This window comes from Pseudooceanicola nanhaiensis DSM 18065, from assembly GCF_000688295.1.
GTDB lineage: Bacteria > Pseudomonadota > Alphaproteobacteria > Rhodobacterales > Rhodobacteraceae > Pseudooceanicola > Pseudooceanicola nanhaiensis.
This window is the reverse complement of record NZ_JHZF01000011.1, coordinates 1,235,570-1,257,720: the sequence shown is the minus strand read 5'-3', so window position 1 is coordinate 1,257,720 and position 22,151 is coordinate 1,235,570. Positions and strand designations below refer to the sequence as shown.

The 22,151-nt window shown below is 65.7% G+C and carries 28 protein-coding genes; 18 read left to right on the top strand and 10 right to left on the bottom strand.

From position 1 onward, the window contains the following. Position 1 precedes the first annotated feature (1 nt). The 11 genes from Q344_RS26055 (at position 2) to Q344_RS0107015 (ending at position 6,097) form a co-directional block, all read left to right on the top strand. Positions 2–169 carry a hypothetical protein gene (locus tag Q344_RS26055; protein ID WP_156954639.1) on the top strand — a complete coding sequence of 56 codons (168 nt, stop codon included), beginning with the start codon at positions 2–4 and terminating at the stop codon, positions 167–169. Beyond that, complete coding sequence (locus tag Q344_RS25025) at positions 162–1,022, top strand: hypothetical protein (protein ID WP_051630351.1); 861 nt, start codon at positions 162–164, stop codon at positions 1,020–1,022. The genes Q344_RS26055 and Q344_RS25025 overlap by 8 nt, the downstream gene beginning before the upstream one ends. Before the next feature lie 10 nt (positions 1,023–1,032). Further along, positions 1,033–1,365, top strand: coding sequence for a hypothetical protein (locus Q344_RS0107055; protein ID WP_028286078.1), 333 nt, complete (start codon positions 1,033–1,035; stop codon positions 1,363–1,365). Further along, entirely contained in the window at positions 1,362–1,694 is a 333-nt protein-coding gene (locus Q344_RS0107050; protein ID WP_028286077.1) for a hypothetical protein, read from the top strand. Before Q344_RS0107055 ends, Q344_RS0107050 begins: the two co-directional genes overlap by 4 nt. 28 nt (positions 1,695–1,722) lie before the next feature. After that, on the top strand, positions 1,723–2,073 hold the full coding sequence (locus Q344_RS23295; protein ID WP_051630345.1) for a hypothetical protein: 351 nt from the start codon (positions 1,723–1,725) through the stop codon (positions 2,071–2,073). Continuing rightward, positions 2,063–2,536 carry a hypothetical protein gene (locus tag Q344_RS0107040; protein WP_028286076.1) on the top strand — a complete coding sequence of 158 codons (474 nt, stop codon included), beginning with the start codon at positions 2,063–2,065 and terminating at the stop codon, positions 2,534–2,536. Before Q344_RS23295 ends, Q344_RS0107040 begins: the two co-directional genes overlap by 11 nt. Before the next feature lie 48 nt (positions 2,537–2,584). Continuing rightward, the gene (locus tag Q344_RS23290) at positions 2,585–3,319 is read left to right on the top strand and encodes an NlpC/P60 family protein (RefSeq protein ID WP_051630344.1); all 735 of its coding nucleotides are present in this window, start codon (positions 2,585–2,587) and stop codon (positions 3,317–3,319) included. A gap of 29 nt (positions 3,320–3,348) precedes the next feature. Then, a complete protein-coding gene (locus Q344_RS23285; protein WP_051630343.1) occupies positions 3,349–3,738 on the top strand; it encodes a hypothetical protein in 390 nt (129 codons plus the stop codon). A gap of 105 nt (positions 3,739–3,843) precedes the next feature. Continuing rightward, positions 3,844–4,212, top strand: a complete 369-nt coding sequence (locus Q344_RS0107025; RefSeq protein ID WP_028286075.1) for a hypothetical protein — start codon at positions 3,844–3,846, stop codon at positions 4,210–4,212. A gap of 5 nt (positions 4,213–4,217) precedes the next feature. Next, positions 4,218–5,735, top strand: coding sequence for a hypothetical protein (locus Q344_RS0107020; RefSeq protein ID WP_156954638.1), 1,518 nt, complete (start codon positions 4,218–4,220; stop codon positions 5,733–5,735). After that, positions 5,735–6,097: a hypothetical protein gene (locus Q344_RS0107015; RefSeq protein WP_028286073.1), complete on the top strand. Its 363-nt coding sequence runs from the start codon at positions 5,735–5,737 to the stop codon at positions 6,095–6,097. The genes Q344_RS0107020 and Q344_RS0107015 overlap by 1 nt, the downstream gene beginning before the upstream one ends. Before the next feature lie 742 nt (positions 6,098–6,839). On the opposite strand, the gene Q344_RS0107005 is transcribed toward Q344_RS0107015, so the two are convergent. After that, a complete protein-coding gene (locus Q344_RS0107005) occupies positions 6,840–7,376 on the bottom strand; it encodes a DUF6647 family protein (RefSeq protein WP_028286072.1) in 537 nt (178 codons plus the stop codon). Between the two features lie 113 nt (positions 7,377–7,489). Between Q344_RS0107005 and Q344_RS0107000 the strand changes: the two genes are divergently transcribed. Further along, positions 7,490–8,401, top strand: coding sequence for a LysR substrate-binding domain-containing protein (locus Q344_RS0107000; protein WP_028286071.1), 912 nt, complete (start codon positions 7,490–7,492; stop codon positions 8,399–8,401). A gap of 304 nt (positions 8,402–8,705) precedes the next feature. Here the strand turns inward: Q344_RS0107000 and Q344_RS26050 are convergent, their stop codons facing one another. After that, complete coding sequence (locus Q344_RS26050; RefSeq protein ID WP_156954637.1) at positions 8,706–9,095, bottom strand: hypothetical protein; 390 nt, start codon at positions 9,093–9,095, stop codon at positions 8,706–8,708. A gap of 708 nt (positions 9,096–9,803) precedes the next feature. Between Q344_RS26050 and Q344_RS26045 the strand changes: the two genes are divergently transcribed. Next, positions 9,804–9,980, top strand: coding sequence for a hypothetical protein (locus tag Q344_RS26045; protein WP_156954636.1), 177 nt, complete (start codon positions 9,804–9,806; stop codon positions 9,978–9,980). Positions 9,981–10,242: 262 nt separating this feature from the next. Next, the gene (locus tag Q344_RS25510; RefSeq protein ID WP_084178322.1) at positions 10,243–11,232 is read left to right on the top strand and encodes a site-specific integrase; all 990 of its coding nucleotides are present in this window, start codon (positions 10,243–10,245) and stop codon (positions 11,230–11,232) included. A 313-nt stretch (positions 11,233–11,545) separates the two neighbouring features. Here Q344_RS25510 and Q344_RS0106980 read toward each other — a convergent pair whose 3' ends face one another. The 6 genes from Q344_RS0106980 to Q344_RS0106955 form a co-directional block, all read right to left on the bottom strand. Beyond that, on the bottom strand, positions 11,546–12,010 hold the full coding sequence (locus Q344_RS0106980; RefSeq protein WP_028286069.1) for a hypothetical protein: 465 nt from the start codon (positions 12,008–12,010) through the stop codon (positions 11,546–11,548). A 23-nt stretch (positions 12,011–12,033) separates the two neighbouring features. Beyond that, complete coding sequence (locus tag Q344_RS0106975; RefSeq protein ID WP_051630342.1) at positions 12,034–12,387, bottom strand: hypothetical protein; 354 nt, start codon at positions 12,385–12,387, stop codon at positions 12,034–12,036. Between the two features lie 203 nt (positions 12,388–12,590). Further along, the gene (locus tag Q344_RS0106970; RefSeq protein WP_028286067.1) at positions 12,591–12,899 is read right to left on the bottom strand and encodes a hypothetical protein; all 309 of its coding nucleotides are present in this window, start codon (positions 12,897–12,899) and stop codon (positions 12,591–12,593) included. A gap of 24 nt (positions 12,900–12,923) precedes the next feature. Further along, a complete protein-coding gene (locus Q344_RS0106965) occupies positions 12,924–13,589 on the bottom strand; it encodes a hypothetical protein (protein WP_028286066.1) in 666 nt (221 codons plus the stop codon). A 23-nt stretch (positions 13,590–13,612) separates the two neighbouring features. Next, positions 13,613–13,966 carry a hypothetical protein gene (locus Q344_RS0106960; protein WP_051630338.1) on the bottom strand — a complete coding sequence of 118 codons (354 nt, stop codon included), beginning with the start codon at positions 13,964–13,966 and terminating at the stop codon, positions 13,613–13,615. A 27-nt stretch (positions 13,967–13,993) separates the two neighbouring features. Continuing rightward, the gene (locus Q344_RS0106955) at positions 13,994–14,257 is read right to left on the bottom strand and encodes a hypothetical protein (protein ID WP_028286064.1); all 264 of its coding nucleotides are present in this window, start codon (positions 14,255–14,257) and stop codon (positions 13,994–13,996) included. A 96-nt stretch (positions 14,258–14,353) separates the two neighbouring features. On the opposite strand from Q344_RS0106955, the gene Q344_RS0106950 reads away from it, so the two are divergent. After that, entirely contained in the window at positions 14,354–14,779 is a 426-nt protein-coding gene (locus Q344_RS0106950; protein ID WP_028286063.1) for a hypothetical protein, read from the top strand. A gap of 1,736 nt (positions 14,780–16,515) precedes the next feature. Then, complete coding sequence (locus tag Q344_RS0106935) at positions 16,516–16,896, top strand: response regulator (RefSeq protein WP_028286062.1); 381 nt, start codon at positions 16,516–16,518, stop codon at positions 16,894–16,896. Positions 16,897–17,085: 189 nt separating this feature from the next. On the opposite strand, the gene Q344_RS0106930 is transcribed toward Q344_RS0106935, so the two are convergent. After that, entirely contained in the window at positions 17,086–18,492 is a 1,407-nt protein-coding gene (locus tag Q344_RS0106930; RefSeq protein ID WP_051630337.1) for an aminotransferase-like domain-containing protein, read from the bottom strand. A 111-nt stretch (positions 18,493–18,603) separates the two neighbouring features. Between Q344_RS0106930 and Q344_RS0106925 the strand changes: the two genes are divergently transcribed. Together Q344_RS0106925 and Q344_RS0106920 are read left to right on the top strand one after the other, a co-directional pair. Continuing rightward, positions 18,604–19,797: an MFS transporter gene (locus Q344_RS0106925; RefSeq protein WP_036538426.1), complete on the top strand. Its 1,194-nt coding sequence runs from the start codon at positions 18,604–18,606 to the stop codon at positions 19,795–19,797. Between the two features lie 5 nt (positions 19,798–19,802). Continuing rightward, a complete protein-coding gene (locus Q344_RS0106920) occupies positions 19,803–20,372 on the top strand; it encodes a cache domain-containing protein (RefSeq protein ID WP_028286059.1) in 570 nt (189 codons plus the stop codon). Between the two features lie 12 nt (positions 20,373–20,384). Here the strand turns inward: Q344_RS0106920 and metG are convergent, their stop codons facing one another. Further along, positions 20,385–22,100, bottom strand: a complete 1,716-nt coding sequence (gene metG / locus Q344_RS0106915) for a methionine--tRNA ligase (protein ID WP_028286058.1) — start codon at positions 22,098–22,100, stop codon at positions 20,385–20,387. Between the last annotated feature and the right edge of the window lie 51 nt (positions 22,101–22,151).

The following is a 22,151-nucleotide window of genomic DNA, read 5'->3' as shown; positions in this document are numbered from 1 at the left end:
CATGAGCACGACAACAATTGAGATCTCTCCGGAGGTATCCATGGCCGAGATGAGAGCCGAGATTGCATGGCTGAGGAACCGCGTTCTGATCCAAGCGCAGGCGATCCACGAGTTGAAAAAGGAAGCCGAGGCGCAGGCCGCGGAACAGCAGGAGACTGACGATGAGTGACAGCACCTATTCGGCAGGGACAGTCTCCGTCGGGTCCACCGGGACCACGGTCACGGGTAATGGTACTTCGTGGCTTACGTCCGGCATCAGAGCGGGGGATGTGCTGATGCTCGCGGGCCTCTCGGTTCTGATCGGGGCGGTGAACAGCAACACCTCGATCACCCTAGCACGCGCATGGCCGGGCGCGGCCCAGACCGGGGCGAACTACGACATCATGCTGTTGGACGACAACGTCCGATCGTTGGTCGCGGCGAACCAGCTGCTGCAGGAACTCCAAAACGGCAACATCAGCGCGTTGGCCGGTCTGTCCGGTGCGGCGGACAAGGTGCCCTACTTCACTGGGGCCGGGGCGATGACCGTGTCTGACCTGACGCCTGCTGCGCGGGCCATCCTTGCGCTTGCCGGGTCGTCTGGGGCAAAGATCCCTGTCGTGACAGCGGCCGGGACCGCTGCAATGCGCAGCATCCTCGGCACTGTCAGCCAGTCCGGCGGCGTGCCGACCGGCGCGTTGATCGAGCGCGGCAGTAACGCGAACGGCGAGTACGTGCGCTTGGCAGACGGCACACAGATCTGCACCCACATCCTGACGCTGAACAATGTCGCGGCATCGAACCTCTCGGCGACATGGACCTATCCGGCTGCGTTCTCCGCGCTGCAGGTTGTTAGCGCCGCGCCGGACATGAACTCGGTGAACTCCGCCGCGCCCGGTCTGACCGGAGTTGGTCAGTGCGCGCCATCGAACGAGACCGCGACATCAGCCACGATCGCGCTCTACCGGATCACCGGTCTCCCCGATTTTGTCGCTGGGAACAGTGCCGCTGCGCGCTGCCTCGCCGTCGGCCGCTGGTTCTGAGGAGCACACCATGAACATCATCTTCACCGCACAGCGCCGCGACGACGCTCTGACACTCGCAGTTTCCGGGGACACGCTGACCATCAACGGCGAGGCGTTCGATTTCTCGATCGTTCCGGCCGGGGCCACCCTGCCGTTCGGCGCCGTGTCCTGCGAACTCATCAACGGCCCGGTCGAGCGCGACCAAGACGGGACGCTCAGCCTGCCGATCGTTGTCGGCCTGCAGGCTGGCGCACCGGCCGCGGCATGGAGCCCTGCGCCACGCATGGGTGTGCCGGACGGCCCTGTCGACCTGAGTGAGTTTGACCCCGAGCCCGCTGAAGATGAGGAGGCCGAAGAGTGAGCAATATCGACTTGAGCCAGCTGGTGACGGCCGAGGACAAGGCGGCGGCAGAAGCCGAAGCGATCCGAGTGGCCGTGACCGCAGCGATTGACGCGCACGTCGAGGCGACCGCGCGGTCCCGCAACTACAACAGCGCGGCGGCGCTGGCCGGATACGTGGCCAGCACGGTCGGCCCGTGGGCCGCAGAAGCGCAGGCCTTCGTCGCCTGGCGAGACAGCGTGTGGCAGGCCGCCTTCGCGATGCTGGCGGATGTGCAAGCCGGCGAGCGTGCGGCTCCGTCCCCGGCGGAGGCTGTGGCTGAGATTCCCGACATCACCTGGCCCGAGTAAGGCACCCACATCGAAATCGGGAGGCGGTATGTCCGATCCGACGAAAGACCCGAACCTGATCGGGCAGATCTTCAACGACCGCTCCGCCCTCCTCGCCTTCTTTGGTGCCCTCGGCGGCGCGGTGCGATCGGCCACGCTCAGAACGACGTGGCGGGAGGGCTTCCGAGTGATCTTCGTCGGAGCGGCCACCAGCTTCGCGTTCGGGGAGCTGGGGCCGAAGGTGCTCGAGCCATGGATCGGCGAGATGCCGGCGGGCCTCGACGGCAAGCTCGGCACGCTCTGCGCGGCGGCATTCATGACCGGACTGATCGCGGTGACCCTCATCGAGCGCGTCATCGACAAGCGGGAGGCGGAGAAGGATGATCGGGATGCGAGCTGAGAAGGGGACGCCGAACGCCAACGCGTTCCGTACCCTGATCGTGGGTGTCGGGGTCGCGCTGGTGATTCTCGTCGGTATCGACCCGGCTGAGCGCCTCTACGACGAGCACCTGCGGTCCCGGCCATGGGTTGAGGCTCATGTTGAGGTGCTGGCGCCGAAGGAAGGCAAGCCGCTCGTCAGTTACTCGGTCACCGCACCGACCCTGCTCCACGCGACATGGAAGGCTTGGGTTGAGGGGGAGCGCGGGACCAGGCTGTGCGGCGGTCAGGGACCAGGCGACTACGGACCCACGACCGAGAGCCCCAAGGTCTGGTCCTGGGACGCCTGGATCGGTGCCCCGTGCTGGGTTCCGAATACGCCGTTCCGGCTCTGCGTGAGCTACGTGGCGGAGCTGCCGAGTCGCGCGCGCGCTGACTTCGGCCCCTACTGCTCCGAGCTCTACACCGGCCCGAAAGCCGACTGACCCTCTCCACAATCTGAAACCTACGCTCCGCCCGCGGGGCCTTTTCGCATGGAGATCACCATGACGTTCACGTCTGACCTCGTGTCGACGGTGCAATCGCGCCTTGCCGATCTCGGATACTACCGCCTGCGTGTCGATGGGCAGGAAGGCCCCGGCACGCGAAACGCGATGATCGACTTCAAGGAAGCGCACGGCCTCCGCGCCCGAGAGTTCCCCGGACCCATCACGCTGGAGACCCTGTTCTCCGCCGAGGCAAAGCCGGCTCCCGCGCCGGTGGCGGTCGGGAATGATCCGGCTTGGCTCACCGAGGCCCGGCGCCTGCTGGGCACCCGGGAGGCGCCGGGCGCTGCGAACAATCCGACGATCATGGGTTGGGCCCGGGATCTCGATCAGTGGTATCCCGGTGATGACGTGCCGTGGTGCGGCCTGTTCGTCGCGCATTGCATGTCGGCCGGTGCGCCGAACGTCCCGCAGGATTTCAACCGTCTCGGCGCCCGAGCATGGCTCGAATACGGCGACGAGGCCGATGCCGACAATCCGCCCCTCGGCGGCGTCGGCGTCCTGTGGCGGACGCACAAGACCAAGAGCTGGAACGGCCACGTCTTCATCGTGACCGGTCAGAGCCGAACGGCCATCCGGGGCATCGGGGGCAACCAGTCCGACAACGTCACTGAGACCTGGTTCGACCGCGACCGGCTGCTCGGTGTCCGCGTGCCGCCGGGCTTCAACCATGTCGCCGCGCCGTCGGCCGCGACCGGAGCGCTTTCCACCAACGAGGCCTGAGCCTCACCACCACCGAAAGGAGACGCGCCATGATGGACGCGCTTGAACCGTACATCCTCGAGATCCTCGGAATCATCATCACGGCGGCAATCGCCTTCGCAGCCGCGCAGCTGAAGCGCTGGACCGGCATCGAGATCGAAGCCAAGCACCGCGAGGCCCTGCACTCGGCCATGATGTCGGGTGTCGAATCCGCAATGCAGAACGGGCCCTCCAAGGCGGCCGACATGCTGGTCGAAGAGGCCATCGCCTATGCAAAGGCCAGCGTGCCGGACGCGATCGCGAAGCTGGCACCGGACAACTTCATCCTGCAGCGCCTGGCCGAGCGGTACGTCCGGAAGGCTCTCGACCAGCTGCCCGGCTTCGTGGAGAAAGCGCCCGCGACCACTTCGATCGACTATTCCGACCAGCGTCTGCGCTGAGCGGAGCACCTGCCGCGCGCACGGCGGTTCTGATCGGCGCAAGGCCGGTCCGCCGGTCTCGCCTGCGGGCGGGGCTCTTCTGCATCATCATCTAGGAGGGGCGTCATGTCCTATCTCAACGACGAGGCGCTCGACGGTGGCCTCGACTGGATCGTCTCGACCGGGACCGTCCTGCACATCTGCTCCGCCGAGCCCGCAAACTACGCGGGAATCGCGGCGGTTGAACTCGGATCGAAGACCGGGTTGACCATGACCGGCCCGGCGGACGGCGATACCGACGGGCGCAAGGTGACATGTCCCGCGGTGACCGATGGCACCGTTGGCGCCACCGGCACCGCTTCGCACTGGGCCATTTCGAACGGCTCCGACACGCTTGTCGCAGCTGGTGCCCTCGCCTCGACGCAGGCGGTGATCGCCGGGAACACGTTCAGCACGGGCGCTTTCGCCGTGGCGACTCTCAGAGACCCGAGCTAAGCCCCGTGAGCGTCACCGGTCGCACCCTTTCCTCGGTCAGCCAGTCGCCCGCGACTGGCATGCACTCCGCTGCACTCGTGCCGGGATTGGGTGCGGCCGCGCATTTTACCGTGTTCTTCGCCTTCAAAGATCCGGGCGGGAACACGAACAACACGATCTGGGCTGACGACAACGGCGGGTGTCAGATCTTCATCAATGCGAGCACGGGCCGTGTCTCGGCGCGATACTCGAACACCTCATCGGGCGGGTTCTACACGACGTACACCGTCGGGCAGTGGGTCTTCCTCGCCGTTCGCATGGGCCTCGACATCAGCGGTGGCGTGAACGACGTCGTGCTTGAAGCCTATGACGCGGTGCTTGGGTACGAGACCGCAGAGGGGAATTCCTCGGGCGGAGGCGGGCCTCGCATCGAAACCGATGGCCGCCACTACGCCTTGGGCGACGACGCCGGCACCGCCTTCACTGACGATGGCACCGAGGTGAAGGTCTTCGGTCTTGCACTTGTCGATGGACTCTGGACGCTAGACCAACTCGGATGCGACACCACGACCGGCCAGGCCAAGGCCTTCGACCCGGCTGCCGAGGCGGCACTGGTCTACGCCCTGCGCGGCCTGACCTCTGTCGGCAATGACGACAGCGGAAACGGCAACCATTTCACCGTCGAGAACGGCGGCGTGGTGTTCGACGAGGCAGACCTCCCGCCCGGGGTGAGCCTTCCGTCCTCCGGTGTCAGCCTGACAGCCGTTGGTGTATCGGCGCCGGCGGAAATCGGGGCTACTGCCTTGGCCCAGACACACGCCCTGACGGCCGCGGGATTGGTGGTGGTCGCCGGGGTTGGCGCGGCCGAGCTCTCGGTCAGGCATGCTCTGACTCCGGCGGGGTTCGATGCCTCGGTCGAGCTAGGGGCGCCAACGATTAGCCAAGGGCAGGCGACTGTCCCTCAGGGAGTCGAGGTCGAAGCGGAGGTCGGCTCACCGGCGATAGCGCAAAGGCACGCTCTTTCCGCGGCTGGCCTTGAGGGGGTCGCGGATCTCGGCGCGGTCGGCGTCGCCCAGGTTCATTCCCTTGCTCCCACCGGATTGCCGATCATTTCGGAGATCGGGTCCGCTACTCTGACGCAGGATCACATCGTTGCCGCGACTGGTGTGGAGGCGTCTGCCCGGGTCGGGACCCCCGTCGTCACCTCATTCTCGGGCCTTCTGGGGGTCGGCGTTGAGATTGCTGCGTTCGTCGGTGCGCCTGTGATCGCGCAGCGCCACGACCTTACTCCTGCGGTCCTGGGTGTCAGTGCCGAGGTCGGAGCCGCGGTCCTGACGCAAGTGCATAGCCTTTCGGCCTTCAGCATCGTGACGGCCTCGGAGGTCGGCTCGCCCGTCGTCCGCGATGCGTCCCTGCCGTCGCTCGTCGTCATCGAGATTTCCGGCGCTCCTGCCGCGGGCCTTTCGATTACCGGACGCCCCGCGCCGCCGGTGGTGAGTGTCGGCGGTCCGAACGACATCGCTTTCATCATCGGAGGCCTTTGATGCCCAGCACACTCAAGATCATCACCGTCCACAAGGGCGAGCCGCTCTCGATCGACTTCTTCGCGAAGGAGCCGGACGGAGCTGTGATCGACAGCCCGGAGAGCCAGGTGGTGTACCTCACTTTCGCGCGCACTGACGGGGATGATCCGCTCCTTCAATTCGCCAGCGACGACGCGTCCGCAAAGATCACGCTGGCGGATGCCCTGACCGGGCTCTTCGAAATCCGCCTCGAGGCCCCGGATATTGCTCTGCTGAAGGAAGGCAGAACCTACTACCTGAACATCTGGACCGAGTTGTCCGGTCCGAGGCGCTTGCAGGTCGACGGGACAATCACGCTTGCCTCGTCGATCGAGCCGACATGAGGCGCCGCCCGCGCTACTGGCGAGGCCAACCAGCGGCAGGCCTGCGGGATCACTCAAAGCGGAGCCTGACATGGCATGCCCCGTTGATCTGGATATGCTGGTTGGTGGCCGCGCTGTCCCTGCCATTCGCGCTGCTGTGCTTCGCGGCCGATGCGCAGCGTGAGGAGCTCGAGGCGGCCCGGGACCGAAAGATGGCGCGTCGCTGAGGCGGGGTTAGGTTGACTCGTCGACCGTAGGGATGTCGCGCGCATTCTGCGCGGACCTCATCGCCCTTCCGGATAATCCATTTTTGTTGGAGCACGAGAGCCCAATGCATGTTTTCGTAATGCATGTTTTCGTTTCGCCGCGCATAGCGCAGTGCAAAGGTAGGCTCTTCGGTCGTGATCTCTCCTGAAGAAAGAGTTCCACTGATCAATACGCTCATATGTCGTACCTCCGGGGGGTTAGTTGGACTGCAGCGAAAGTCGGCTTCGAGCCCCAAACCGACAGCGGGGCGCCGGGACGATTTCGCAAACGCGGCGAAGCCTTCCGCGTTCGGGCGACCGATATCCCACGGTTTTAGCCGCCTTGCACGCCGTGACGGAGTGTCGCGCGACGGACGCACGACCACGCCGATGGCGGGCCAAGGTGATTGCCTCTCTGAATGCTCTCGAGCCTGACAGCCGACGAAAAGCCGCGGCACGGGACCTTCTTTTCTGGCGGTCCTTCGCGCCGCAGGTCTTCCGCCGCGCCATCCGGGCCTTCAATCGGGATGAATGTCCCGCGGTGTGCATCCGGCGTCGAGCACGACGGCCATCCAGTTCGCCTCGGCGGAAAGCCCTTGCTCCGCAAGCCACGCCTCTTGCAACCGATAGGCCGGCAGCTCCTGTGCGGCCGGGCAATACCAGTGATGCGATGCCTGTCGATGGTGTGTGAGTTCGTGCAGCAGCACGGCGACATCGCCTGCTTCGCGCGGGTCCCAGGGACGCACCAGGAGGATCTCCGATCGGTCCGGGTCGTAGAGCCCCCTGAGACGGCCGCGCTGGAAACTCCCCGTCGACCCCTGCCGCGCGGCCGCCTGCCACTCGCTGACGAGACGAACGTTCGGCGACGTCGCGCGGCGTGGCACGTCTGTTCGCGCATCGAGCCATGCGTCGAGCGTGGAGACGAGCATGGTCATGCTCTCCGCCTGTCGCCACTCGGCGACCAATGGCGGTGTCGGGATCTCGGCGCGTGGCAGCGTCGGGCACCAGGCGATGAGGGCCGTGGCGAGTGCCACGGCGAAACGGGATCGGTGCATCGGTCCCTCCGGTATGTGATTTTGAGATCTGGTATCCCGATGCTATGCTGGTTCCCTAACGTCACCGAACGATCGCTTTTCAGGCTGGCGTGAGCTCAATTCAGGCGGAAAAGATGGGACGCAAGCTTCCCCCCTTCGCAGCCGTCCGCGCCTTCGAGGCCAGCGCACGGCACATGTCGGTCAAGGCCGCGGCGGACGAGCTCTGCCTGACACCCTCGGCTGTCAGCCATCAGATCAAGGCATTGGAAGGCTTTCTCGACACGCAACTGTTCGAGCGCTCGGGCAACCGGATCGCGCTCACCCTCACGGGCGAGGCCTATGCCGGGAAGCTGACGCACCTGTTGGACGCGTTTCTCGAAGAGACCGACGCCGTGCGCGGGGCGCCGAGGACCCTGCGTGTCCTCTCGACGCCGGGCTTCGCCGCGCGCTGGCTGGTGCCCCGCCTGCCGAGGCTCGATTTCGCCCGCGACATTCGGCTGCGGGTCTCGAACGGCGCGCCGTCGCTCGATTTCGCAACCAACGATGCGGACGTCGTGATCCAGTGGTCCGACCGCCCGACGCCCGGCTTGCGTGTCGAGCCTCTGATGGCCTCGGCGCGGTATCCGGTGATCTCTCCGGCCCTGCGGGAGCGCGAGGATGTCCGGCATCCAGAGGATCTGCTGCGCCTCACGCTCTTCTACGACGAGACTGACGATGCCTGGTCCGAATGGTTCGCCGAGGCGGGCCTTGCCGGGGCGGAATTTCCGCCCGGACCGACCTATCCCAACTGCGAGCTGTCGACGACGATGGTCGAGCAGCATCAGGGTGTCTCTCTGGCCTACGACGCGGTGGTCCGCGGCACGATCGAGTCAGGCCGATTGCAGCGCCTTTTCGACGTGACGACGCTGCCCATGTCGATCTACGCGATTGCCTGCCCCGAAGCCCGTGCCGATGAGGAAAAGATCGCCGCATTCCGCCAATGGTTGCGCACGGAGGCCGAGGCCGAGGGAGTCCTGCCGAAGCATCTGCCCCAAGCCGCGGAGTGACCGCTCCACCAGCGATCGGTCCGCGGACGCGGCCTTGATCGAGCAGTTGCGGCGAACGGCAGAAAAGTCCGCATACCGGACATCCCACGGCCCGGGGTTAGCTGGATTTAGTTTCCGGGTGCTCGCTAGCCCCATTCGTCGCCGACCTAGCCCCATGCTTGTTCGAAGTAGGCGTACGCATCGGACGGGTCGATGTCGTGCTGGGTTTGCATCTCCTTGAGCAGAAGCCATAGCTCGTGCTCGAGGTCGGTTAGCAGACTCATCCTTCGCAGCGCCATTGTGGTCCCTCCGGGCCATTTGCGGATCAGCCTTTGAGGCGTCCGCTGATTGCCTCTCCACGTATCAGGCGGTTCAAGTTGTCGTGGGCTTCGTTGCGATTTTGCCAGACGATTTGAACTTCACGTCCGGTTTCCCAGTCGAGGCAATGGAGGTCGCCCGTCACGGCCACGGCCATGAGCTTGCGCCCCTCGAAATTGATAATTCGGCCGAACACTTTCGGTTCCAAGTGGCGAAAGAAGCTGTATGCCACCGGATCGAGCCGACTTTCAAGTTGGCGCCCCCGCAGCCTCATAGCCTGTTCGTGGCTCACCTTGGCAGGGGCAGCATAATCTTCTGGCCTCTGTCCGGTTTCGTCCTCGAACTTCCGCCGCAAGAGTTCCGGTTTTAATCTGTGGTCCTTTGCGACGTCGCCCAAGAGGGCATCCGTGAATGGTTCGCCCTCACTCAACTCAGTCTTGAGGTCTTCGATTGCATCGTGGATTTCGATGCCTGTAGGTCCGTTCCTCACAGCACCACACTTACCTGGTGCAGGGTGATTTTCAGGCTACGTCGGGCCATGTGTTCCGCCTCCTCTCCAGCTTTCAGGGCAAGAGTGTAACTTCGTTTCTGCCGCCACTCCACCTTGGCTGGATGACGATTGAACCCTGGAACGGGTGTCCGGGGGTTAGCTGGACTTCGGCAATGACTTGCTGAGCATGCTCCTAGGCTAAGTTGCAGGTTCTGGGCGCGAATGGCATGTTTCGGGGGAAAGGAGACGCGATATTATGTCCCTACGTCCGAAAAGGAGCGCCTCTCTCCCCGCCTCTGATCCCGTAGAGAAGCCGCTAGACGAAGTGCTCGAACACGTTGACAGTCTCGGTGTGCACCCACAGTTGAACGTCGCCAAGGCGCTGGTGCGTGAAGCGAAGAAGCAGCTCGTTGACTGGGATAGAGCCGGACGCCCTGGCGGAGCCAAACACGAGCAGGGGTAGATCGGCCCCGCTTGGCTCGTAGCGCCGCGGAGGGTTTGTCGGTGCCGCGACCGCTAGGACGTTGTGCGGCCAAGGTGTTCAGCAAATCGGTATCAGTGGCGCGGAAGCCTAAATCGGATCACCAGTTCGGCTGCTGCCACTGATGGTGGCCAATGCAGGACTTCGTCGTCGGTCCACAACTCTTCGATCATCGCATCGAAGCACAATGGCAGGCGGTATTCTTGTCCACCGTTTCCATCGGCTGCTTGTTCGAGTTTGGATGCCACGACGTCTATGTGGCGCTGCCCTCGAACCTCGGCGTCCCTGAACATCCCACGCAGCACCCTTGAGATATCAGATTTAGTAGGCACCCGACGTAGCGATGGCGCGTCGAGCAGTGCACACGCCTCATCCCGCTTGGGCCGTCCTCCCGAACGTCTAAATACCATTTCGCTGAGGCCTCCTGCCTTGCTTCGCATTTCGCCTTCCGCACGAGATGTGCCACGACATTGAGCAAAGCAGAAGAATCTTAAGATTTGGTTAACAGCTTGCGAGTGCAGGAATCACTTGGCTATGGGACGGTTCTCCGATCGCTCCGCTCGAGGAAATTCGATGGCACACCGCGAATTTGACCGGGAGAATGAGCGGCAGGCTACGGTCGTGCAAATCTCTCAAGCGCCTCTTGAGCATCGAGAGCAACTGATGGCCGAGTATCGCGCGCGAAGCGAGGCCGCGTTCGCGCCCTCCACACTGCGAAATTACCGCATGATCATCCGTTTATTTGTCGCATGGTGCACGGAGAACGGTCACAATCCTAAGCCTCCGGTCGATCCTCGCGTTGTGGCTGAGTACGTCGACTTCTTGGGGGGCAAGATTAAAAGCACAACGATCGAGTGCAGGCTCTGGGCTATCTCTGAACTGCACCGTTCCCATTTTTATCCTAATCCATGTCGCCACCGACTGGTCGAGCTCGCGCTTATGGGGGTCAAACGCACCTACGGGGCCGCAATTGGGCAGGCACCACCGCTCGGCAAAGCAGATGTCCTCGCAGTCATAGCGAAGCTTGGAGCCAGCCGGCGGGATATGAGGGACAAGGCGCTTCTCTGGATTGCGACTGACAGTTGGTGCCGCGCCTCGGAGATCGTGGCGTTTCGGGTTCGCGACATCGAACGTCAATCCGATGGCTCAAGCCTGCTATTCGTACACCGGTCGAAGACAGACCCCTATGGTCAAGGAGCGTATGCCTACCTTTCCGGCCCCGGGACGGAGGCCGTACTCGCGTGGATCGCAGTCGCTGGCCTGCGGAGGGACGACCCCATTCTCACAAAATCGCAACCGAACGGGAAGATCGCTCCACTTCATCCATCTTCTCTATCGCGCATCCTAAAGACGTGTACAAACCGGGCGGACGTGTCGGCTCATAGCACGCGCATCGGCGGCGTACATGACGCGCTGCGGCTGGGCTGCGATCTTACATCTATCATGGTGGCTGGTCGGTGGACGTCACCGGAGATGCCTGCTCGATATGGAAGGAAGATAAGAGCCAGCCAGTCCGCAGCAGCCATGGTCTCGGCAGCGTATATCGGCCAAAAAACCGAGTAAGCTAAAGCCCTTATTAGGCGGGGTTAGGTGGACTTCGGCGATCACCTGCTGGGCCAAGTTGCAGGTTCCGGGCCCAAATGTCATGTTTCGGAGGAAAGGAGATCAACGCTATGTCCCTACGCCCGAAAAAGAGCGCCTCTCTGCCTGCATCTGATCCCGTGGAGAAGCCGCTAGACGAGGTGCTCGAACACGTTGAGGCACTCGGCGTGCACCCAAAGTTGAACGCCGCCAAGGCGCTGGTGCGTGAAGCAAAGAAGCAGCTCGTAGACTGGGATAGAACTGGACGCCCTGGAGCCGCCAAAAACTAGCGGGGTTAGCTGGATTTCGCGGGCGGTGGCAGAAGCGGGGGCATCGAGCCCGTATCGTAGGCTTCGGCAATCCGCGGGGTGATGTGATCGGAAAGGGTCAGCCCGTCCGGCATGACGACATGGGCCATGAAGGCCTGCTCGAAGCTCTCGATGCCGTCCTCCACTCCGACCAGCTTAGCCTTGATGGAAAGCGCCAGCGCGCGCCACATGCGTCGGTCCTCGGCGTCTGCCGCCTTTCGCGCATCCGCGTCGGACCGCTGCTTGCCCGTCGGTGTCAAGTAGTGATCGGCGGGGTCGGGCATCGTCATTCGGAACATGATCTGCCGGCCGCGCGCCTTGAACGCGACAACCACATGGCGCCCGTCGCGGCCCGACATGAAGCCGTCCGCACCGAAGCGGCCGAGCATGTCCTCGATCTCTGCACGGCTTCGCGCGGCGGTAACGGTCGTGCCTTTGGCGAACTCGGCCATCTCGGCCTCCGGGATTGTTGGATTCAGTCGTAGTATCTGTCTTCGCGCTCAAGGCGCTGTTGCTCTCGGGCTCGGCATCTGGCGCAAACTGAGTAGACCGGCCCGCTGCTGCCTTCCTCAAAGTCGCGATGATCGCGGACGCCTTTAGCCACCGTCTTGCACCAGTCGCACCATCCATCCTGCGGCGCTCGGATTGCTGCGCGCAGCGCGTCCCTGCATTCCGCGCAGCAGTCGATCAGCTCTGCGCCGAAGCTGTCGGTTTCGCCTTGAATGCGGGCGACGGCCGCCCGGTCGGGGTGATCGTCGCACATGGTGCCTGGCGGGACGGCGTGGCCCGCTCCGGGCAGGGTTTGAATGGGGCCGGTCACGTCAGCCATAGGCGCCTCCGGATTAGCTGGACTTCGGCTTGTGTTCGCCGCAGTCGGTTTTTGTGAATGGGAATTGCCGCAGGTTGGACACCCCATTGCGAGCGCGGCAGACCGCGTAAGGACGGGTCATCCAGTGGCCGTCGCTGGTGTCCTCGAAATCAGCTTCGAACCAGTGACAGGATGTGCAGGATTTCGGCATGCCGACCTCCGGGTTAGCTGGACAGGCGCGCGGCGGCGCGGTCGAGGCGGTCGATCTCGGCGGCAATCAGGGCGCCGGCGCGGACGAGGTCGGTGCGGCGGTCCTTCAGCTTCCACCACTCGACGGACCAATCTTCCGGCCACGTCGGCGGCGGCGTGACAAAGACCCCGCGCAAGCCGTCGCTTTGCGCCGCGGCCCACGCGTAGCAGCCGGCGGCCTTCGCCAGCGCGCCGTCCGTGTGTTCGTCGTCGTGGTCGGGCGTCCAGCCCTCCTCTTCGACCTGTCGCGCGCGCTCTGCGGCGATGCTCTCGATGCCGTTCATTTCGTGCCTCCGGGGTTAGCTGGATCATGCCGCAGCGGCGGCGTCGATGTTCCGGTGGTGGACGGTGAAGGTGTAGGCGGCGACCCACGGGTTCGCGTCCCAGCCGAAGCCGCGCGGGCCGTTGAGGCTATCCCAGAGCTTGCGGAACGCGGCCTTCCCGGAGTGCGCGACCCCGTCGATGAGGACAACACCAGCCGGATTGACTTCGACCCCTTCGGCCACCGCGTCGTCGCAGCTGATCTGCTGCACCCTCTGGACCCGAACGTCGGTCACGATCAGCGTCAAGCGGGAGGCCCAGCGAGGCATGTGGATGGAGGGACGCCAGCGCGAGACGTCGCCGCAGTCGACCGGGTGGTCCGCGCGATAGAAGCCGCGGTCGACAAGCGCCTGCGAGCCCGGGTCGTTATGGGTGCATGCGTCGATCGAGGCCCACGCTTCCCGCACCCAGAGGCGGTCCCCGGGGGCGTAGGGAACGAAGGTCCAGCGCCGCCACTGGTCGAGCGTGATCCACTCGCCGCGGTCGAAGTCCTCCCATCCCCAGCACTCCGGGTCGTTCTTGTCGTCGTATCTGCCGCCGCAGAATTGAGGCGGGAAGCCACGGGATTTGATCACCCGTCGCGTTTGCGTCTTCCGCCCTTCTAGGAGCGCGCGGACCATCTGGCCGGAGAACAGGATCGGGCGGTCGGTCATCGTTGCCTCCGGGATTGTTGGATTCAGTCGTAGTATATATCTTCGCGCTCAAGGCGCTGTTGCTCTCGGACTCGGCATCCGGCGCAAACTGAGTAGACCGGCCCGCTGCTGCCTTCCTCAAAGTCGCGATGATCGCGGACGTCCTCCGCCACCGTCTTGCACCAGTCGCACCATCCGTCCTGCGGTGCCCGGATTGATGTGCGCAGCGCGTCCCTGCACTCCGCGCAGCAGTCGATCAGCTCCGCGCCGAAGCTGTCGGTTTCGCCTTGGATGCGGGCGACGGCCGGCCGGTCGGGGTGATCGTCGCACATGGTGCCCGGCGGGACGGCGTGGCCCGCTCCGGGCAGGGTTTGAATGGGACCGGTGACGTCAGCCATTGGGGCCTCCGGGTTAGCTGGATCGGCTCACTGCGGCCGGTCGGTGGGTTCTGAGTATCGGCCTTCGACGCGGGCTAGGTACTCCCGCATCATCGCGATCATGTCCTCGCGCTCGCCGTTGCTGATGTAGTTGACCCGGCCGCCGTCGACCTTTCCGAACTCGGCCGTCAGCAGGATGAAGCCCACGGTTGGCTTGCGCCCAGGCTTCCGTTTCCCGTTGAAAGCCTCGTCGATCGCGCGGGCGATCTTGTTCATCGCCTGCCGGTACTGCTTCTGGATCGGTTCGGGCATCGGCGCCTCCTCGGCTTCACCTTCTTGCCTATTGCATAACATTGTGCAACAAGTGACCGCAAGACACTTGTGCAAGCAAGTGTATAGAAAGTCACGATGGAGAGCGTCATCTGGGGCTATGTTCTAACCGGGCCGGGTCGGCCTTCGCGCGAAACGCAGCTCAAGGTCATGGGCTACGTCGGCGCTGATTTGGGCAATGGCGGCACGGTCTGGGAGGACGATCTCCCGGCCCGTGCCACGCGGCCGCAGAGCCAGCTGCACGAGCGCAACTTCCTACTTGGCAACCTCAGCGCCGGAGACCGCGTGCACTTCGCCAGCCTGCTGTGCCTGGGCGTCTCGCCGCAGGATGTCGACTGGATGCTCGACCAGCTGAAGCGCAAGGGCGCGACCGTCATCATCCACGAGGGGATCCGCGAGATTGACCCGGCCGACGATCGGACGGGCGTGCTCGAGGAGTTCGAGAAGGCGCGCCGCGCGATGCATGTGCGCCGGAGCCGCGCGAAGAAGCGCGAGTCTGAATAGGAGGCCCCGGCACCAGGTTATTCGCCGAGCAGCCGGGGCCGAGCGACGCACCGAGGGATGCCGTATGCGCCACTCTCTGGGGACCCAGGAGAATGCCGGAGCTTGGCAACTTGCCGCATACTGTCGGAAACTATAGGTAGTGGTGCGGGTTCCTATGTTTAGCTTCAGGTTGTATCATGAGTGTTAGCGCTTCACAATTCTTGGTAGCAGGGCTTTTCGCGGCGATATTGATCGCACTTTTCTTCGGTGAGAGGGGTGCCTTACGCCTGACGGACAGGCGCCTAAGCGGGGCGATCGGCGTTGTCTGCGTAGGGGCCATCCTGTTAGCGATTGCTGTGCTGGCACCGTCTTGGTGAAGGTGCGGCCGTGTGGAGGCCCAGCCGCCGATGTCGATGCTTGACTGCAAGCCTCTGCGGTCGCCGCGGCCATCTTGGAAGAGGAGACCCCGGCACCAAGTTGTGGATTGAGGAACCGGGGCCGTGCGCCACGCTGAAAGTCGGCCACGCGCCGCTCCTTGGCGAGGTAGTGCATGCGGAAGTGGGTGCCAAATTTCCGGGCAAGAAGTTGCGCACCAAAAAAGGTGCGCTGCCACTAGCTAGGTGGGCAAGTAGTACAATGCTGCGATCATCGCGATTGGTGTTGCGAGCAGCATGACGGCCCTAAGCAATGTGCTGGCTCGACCGTCAGGCAGGACGGAATCCAACACGAGCACCGCCACCGCGCCTACGGCGATCATCGCGCCGACAATTGTTTCTAGAGTGTCTGTCACGGCGATACGTTTTAGCTATCGGCTCAGTGCTGAGCAAGCGCGCTTTTGGCGCGCTCGACTTGAGCCCAGCGGTAAGTCGGACCGGCCTTGACTGTCCGTCTACTGCGCGCCACCTCCGCCGCATGCTCACATACCACATCCACTGCCGCTGCGGCCATCAAATGATGACCCCGGTTCGCGGGAAGCTCCGGCTGCGCGCCGCGATACTGCGCCTGATGTGGTGCTCGCGGTGCGGCCAACAGGCGGCCGAGGACATGCGCATCCTCTGGGACGCCGGCGGGCAGGCCCTGGATGGCGTGCATCTTATGGGGACGGGGGAGCGGCGGAAGTACTGGTGATCGGCCAGAATACGTGGGGCACCATGGCGCTAACCCGTTGTATTGATTAGCGCGAGATTTCGCGCCCCGTGGGGCACTTGAGCGCTGATTTCATTGGTGAAATTGCCTTTCCTGACACGCCGGCCGCGGGTACCACCAGACAGCCTTGCGCCTTCGTCCGAGGGCTCGGATGCCGAAGGCGCAGGGCCCCTTGCCAGGCTCCGCATTCCATCTGTCCGGAGTATCCGGGCTCCGGCTTCGCCGTCCTTGCCGATCGCGCAGGCATGGCCTTGCAGATCGCCCCGGAGGGCACGGACCTGTTTTCCCGGGCCGCCGTCCTCGCAGAGCGGGGCGCGACGCCCGGTCGCCATGGAACGCGCGCCGTGCCCGGCGGGGGCGCATCAGCGCGGCGCATGCGTCAACCAAACACCCGGATTTCCGAGGGGCGGGCGCCGCGCATCAAGGATGCGGCGGTCGCGGGGGCCAGCCGCGCGGGCCCGGCTTGCACGCCCCACCGTTCGGGCGCGCCCGAGCCGCGACATGTCCGCAGTGCAACCGTCGGACCATCGCAAGACGAAAGACGCAGGAGCTACGGAACCCGACCCGCCACCTCGCGGGTTGTGGGTCGACAGCGAAAAGGAAAAGCCACCATGTCTGAAGACCTCAAGCCCTTCGCATTGGTGGCCGACGACGAAGCGCTCATCAGGATGGATGCATCGTTCATTCTCTCCGACGCCGGCTTCCGGCTCTACGAGGCCGCCAATGTCGAAGAGGCCCTTGCCCACCTGGAGCGTGATGCCGACTCGATCCGGCTCCTGTTCACGGATGTGCAGATGCCGCCCAGCCGACAGACCGGGTTCGACCTCGCGCGCCAATGCGCGGAGCGGTGGCCGCCCGTGAAGATCCTCGTCGCCTCCGGCCAGGTCGATCCGGCGCCGGGCGACCTGCCGGAAGGGGCCTTGTTCATCAACAAGCCGTTCTCGGACCAGGTGATCGCCGCGCGCCTGAAGGAACTCCTGCCCGACGGGTAGAAGCCGGCGCCTCTCCAGCGGCCGATGGCCGACTGGCCGGGCGGAGCCGCGGCCGATCGGGCCTGCCCGGCAGCCGGCAGGTTGGCGACGCCCGTCGTCAGGCGGACCCGCAGGCCGGTCGGCCGTCGCGCGCCCTTGCGTCCGGTTCGCTCCCGCGGGGCGCGCCCTCGGCGGTCTGCCGAACCCGGATCAGCCCGCCGCCAGCAGCGCCCTCAGATCGCCGTCGATCCCCGGGTCCTGCATCTGCGCCACGTTGAACCGCATGAAACCGCCGCATCTCTGACCGGCGCTGAAGGCGTTGCCGGGCGCGAGGACGATGCCGTCCTCCCAGGCCGCGCGGGTGAGGGCGGCGCTGTCGACCCCCTCGGGCAGGCGGCACCAGAGGAAGAGGCCCGCCGCCGGCCGGTGCCACGGCGTGATCCCGAGTGCCGCCAGGCGCGGCACAAGCGCGGTCATCGCGCCGGCGAGCCGTGTGCGCAGCCCCTGCACGTGCCGCCGGTAGCTGCCCTCCTTCAGCAGGTGCAGCAGCAGGTCGGCCGCCAGCGCCCCGCCGCCGAAGGAGGTGGAGAGCTTCAGGTCGATCAGCGCCTCGATCCACTCCGGCCGCGCGGCGATGTAGCCGCAGCGGATCGAGGCGGAGAGCGTCTTGGAGAAGCTGCCGATCTGGATCACCCGGTCGAGCCCGTCGAAAGCGGCGAGGCGCGGCGCCGGGCGGTCCTCGAAATCGGCGAAGATGTCGTCCTCGACGATCAGCAGGTCATGCGCCTCGGCCAGCCGCAGGAGCCGGTGGCAGACGGCCGGCGAGGTCAGCGTCCCGGTCGGATTGTGCGGCCCGGAATTGGTGATGTAGAGCCGGGGGCGATGCGCCTCGAGCGCTGCTTCGAAGGCCGCGAGGTCGGGACCGGCCGGGGTGCGCGGAATGCCGATCGCCTCGACCCGGTGCGCCCGGAACAGGGCGAGGAAATTGAAGTAGCAGGGATCGTCGATCAGCACCCGGTCGCCGGGCTCGAGGAGCAGACGGCAGGTCAGGTCCAGCGCCTGCGTGCCGCTTTCCGTCAGCATCACCTGGTCGGGATGCGCCGCGACCCCGGTGTCGGCCATCCGCACCGCGAGCAGCGCGCGCAGCTCCGGCAGACCCAGCGGGGTGCCGTAATCCGTCAGCCCCGCATCCGGCCGGCGCGCGAGGCTGCGCAGGCCCCGCCGGATCTCGTCGCGCGGCATCCACGCCTCGGGAAGCCAGCCGCAGCCCGGGTTGGCGCGGATGCGGCGGCTTTCAAGCGCCTGTCGCGTGATGCGGAAGGGATCGATTTCCCGCGCCAGGGGCGGGCCGCTGTCGCCGGGCGAAAAGGGCGGCAGCCGGGCCGCGACGTAGAAGCCCGAACCGCGCCGCGCCTGCACGACGCCCTCGGCGAGCAGCCGGTCATAGGCCTCGACCACGGTAGAGCGCGACACGCCCAGTTCCTCCGCCAGCCGGCGGATCGAGGGGAGGCGGCTGCCCGGCGCGGCCCGGCGGCCCGCGATCCGGGTGCGCAGCGTCTCCATGACCTGATCCACGAGGGTCCGCTCGCCCGAGCGTGACAGCTGTGGTGCCTCCATTGTACGGCTCCGTGGATCGGTACAGTTCGGCCGAACTGTACCGGACTGGCCCTGTCGGCGCCAGAGGGTCGGCGGCATCCTCGGCAGCGACATTTCCACGCCGAGGACATCATGCCCCGATACGCCGTTCCGCTGCTGGCGCTCTGCCTGTTCACCGTCACCTTCGCCGTCAACCTGCAGGCCCCGCTCTATCCCGCCTACCTCGCCGCGAGCGGGGTCGGGGCGATGGCGGGGACGCTCGCCTTCGCGGCCTATGTCGGGGGGCTCATGCCGACGCTGATCTTCCTGGGCGGCCTGTCGGACCGGGTCGGACGCCGGGGGCCCGTGGCCTGCGCCCTGCTCCTGAGCGGCGCAGCGACGCTTCTGCTGGTGCTGTCGCCGGGCTGGGCCGAGCTGGTTGTCGCGCGGGTCCTGCTGGGGGTGGGCACCGGGCTCGCCACGACCGCGGGCACGGCCTACATGACCGAGCTGACCGGCGAGGCGCGCTCGCGCCGGGCCGCGCTCCTCGTGACATCGGCCACGACGCTCGGGTTCGGCGGCGGGGCGCTGGCGACCGGGCTGAGCCTCATGGCGCAGGGGCCGGGCTTCGCGCCTGCCAGTTTCCTCGCCCTGCTGGCCGCCGTTCCGGTGCTGGCCGCCGCCTGCCTCGCGCTGCCGCGGGTCGCGGTGCGGCGCCTGCCGCTGCTCCGGCGCCCGGTCTTCCCGGCGGGCGCGGCGCCCTATGGTCTGGCGATGGCGCTCACATGGGCCTCGACCGGCGTGACGATCTCGGTCCTGCCGCTGGTGCTCGAGGGGCAGGGGCTGGGGGGCTGGTCCGGGCCGGTGATCTTCCTCGCGCTCTTCGTGGGCTTCCTCTGCCAGCCGCTTGCGCGCCGGTTGAGCAATCCGCGGGCGCTTGCACTGGGGCTCTGGCTGATCCCGTTCGGCTTCGCGGCGATGCTCGCGGGCGCGGCGCTGCCGTCGATCCCGCTCCTGCTGCTCGGCACGGCGCTCACCAGCGCCTCGAGCTACGGCTTCACCTATCTCGCCGCGTTGTCCGAGGTCTCGGCCCTGGCGCCCGGCAACCGCGCGCGGGCGACGGCGGGGCTCTTCGTCTATGCCTATTGCGGCTTCTCGGTGCCGGTGATCGCCGCGGGCGCCCTGGCGGACGGGGTGGGGGTGGTGCCGGCGATGGCGGCGTTCTTCATCGTGCAGCTGGCCGGGGTGATGGCGCTGCTGGTGGCCCGGCGCGAATCCCCGCGCCGCTTAAGGGCATCGCAAGAAAGTTCGCGGATGCTCGCCGCCGGAGAGACCAACCATAGGTGACGGACATGAAATCCCTTCTTCTGGCGACGGCCCTGGGCCTTGTGGCGGGGGCTGCATCGGCCAATGATTTCGAGCCCTCGATGCGATACTACACGGAGAACGAGGTTCTCGTCTGGACGTCCGACCCGGTGCTGATCGATGCGATCCGCAAGCAGAACCGGCGGCATGCGGAGCTCTCGGATGCCGATATCACCGCGCTCGACCGGCGCTGGCAGGCCGAAGTGAATGCCGAAAGCCGTCCGACGATCGACGGCGTTCTGTCGAACCCCGCCTCCGACTTCCTGCGCGACAGGCAGGCCGCCTCGGCCGGGGTGATCTCGGAGGTGTTCGTGATGGACAACCGCGGGCTGAACGTGGCCGCCAGCGATGCGACCTCCGACTACTGGCAGGGCGACGAGGCGAAGTTCAACGAAACCTACGGCATGCCGGCGGGCACGATGCATGTGAGCGATGTCGAATTCGATGAATCGGCAAAGAGCTACCTTGGCCAGGTCTCCCTGCCGATCATCGATCCGGACACCGGCCAGTCCATCGGCGCGATCACCGTGGGCCTCAACGCCGAGATGCTGTTCTGAGCCAGCGCGCCGTCAGCTGCGCGTGCCCGCGAACCGGGTCTGCCAATCCTCGCGGCTTTCGTCGGCGATCTTGGCAAAGAGGTTCTCGGGCACGGTGAAGGCCGCGCCGGGCTCCAGCGCCTCGAAATCCGCTGCGGTGCCGGCGGGCCAGTCGCGCACGGCGTCGGGTCCGAAGGCGTTCATCATGGTCTCGGCGCTGTCCGGAATGAACGGGGCCGAGAGGACCGCGTAGAGCCGGATCAGGTTCAGCGAGAGACGGACGATGGCGGCGGCGCGCTCCGGGTCCTCCTTGAAGGCGGCCCAGGGTGCCGCGGATTGCAGGTATTCGTTGCCCGCGACCCAGATCGCGCGCAGCTCCTGCGCCGCCTTGCGGACCTCGATCGCGTCCATGTGGCCCTGGTAGGCCGCGATCCGGGCGGTGAGATCGGCGATCAGCGCCTCTTCCTGCGGGCCGTAGCTGCCGCCCGCGGGCACCTCTTCTCCGAACTTGGAGCGGCAGAACTTGGTGACGCGGCTCACGAAGTTGCCCAGCACGTCGGCAAGGTCCTTGTTCACCGATTGCTGGAAGTTCTCCCAGGTGAATTCGGAATCCGAGCTCTCGGGGGCATGGCTCAGCAGCCACCAGCGCCAGTAATCGGCGGGCAGGATCTCGAGCGCCTGGTCCATGAAGACGCCGCGCCCGCGCGAGGTCGAGAACTGGCCGCCGTCGTAGTTCAGGTAATTGAACGACTTGATGTAATCGACGAGCTTCCAGGGTTCGCCCGAGCCCAGGATCGTCGCCGGGAAGCCGAGCGTGTGGAAGGGCACGTTGTCCTTGCCCATGAACTGGGTGTAGGTCACGTCCTCCGCGCCCTTGTCGGTGCGCCACCAACGCTCCCAGTCGTCGCCCTTGCCGGCCTCGACCCATTCCTGCGCGCAGGCGATGTATTCGATGGGGGCGTCGAACCAGACGTAGAAGACCTTGCCCTCCATGCCCGGCCAGTCTTCCTCGCCCTTCCTGACCGGGATCCCCCAGTCGAGGTCGCGGGTGATGCCGCGGTCCTGCAGCCCGTCGCCGTCGTTCAGCCATTTCTTCGCGATCGAGGTGGTCAGCACCGGCCAGTCGGTCTTGCCGTCGATCCAGGCCTCCAGCTCGTCCTTCATGGCCGACTGGCGCAGGTAGAGGTGCTTGGTCTCGCGCATCTCCAGATCGGTCGCGCCCGAGATGGTGGAATGCGGGTTGATCAGGTCCACGGGGTCGAGCTGCTTGGTGCAATTGTCGCACTGATCGCCCCGGGCGCTGTCGAACCCGCAATTGGGGCAGGTGCCCTCGATGTAGCGGTCGGGCAGGTAGCGCCCGTCGGTGGGCGAATACATCTGCGTCTCCGAGACCTCGCGGATCAGCCCCTTCTCGGCCAGGACGCCCGCGAAATGCTGGGTCAGCCGGTGGTTCTGCGGCGAGGAGGAGCGGCCGAAATGGTCGAAGGACAGGCGGAACCCCTCGGCGATCTTCGCCTGGACGCCATGCATCTCTTCGCAATATTCGGCGACGGGCTTGCCGGCCTTGGCGGCGGCCAGCTCGGCCGGCGTGCCGTGCTCGTCGGTCGCGCAGAGGAACAGGACCTCGTGGCCGCGCCCCCGCAGGTAGCGCGCGTAGAGGTCTGCGGGCAGCTGCGAGCCCACCAGGTTCCCGAGGTGCTTGATCCCGTTGATGTAGGGGATGGCCGAGGTGATGAGGTGCCGTGCCATGATCCGCGCTCTCTGTTCAGGTGTCGCGCCCGTTTAGCGCTCCCGGGCGGC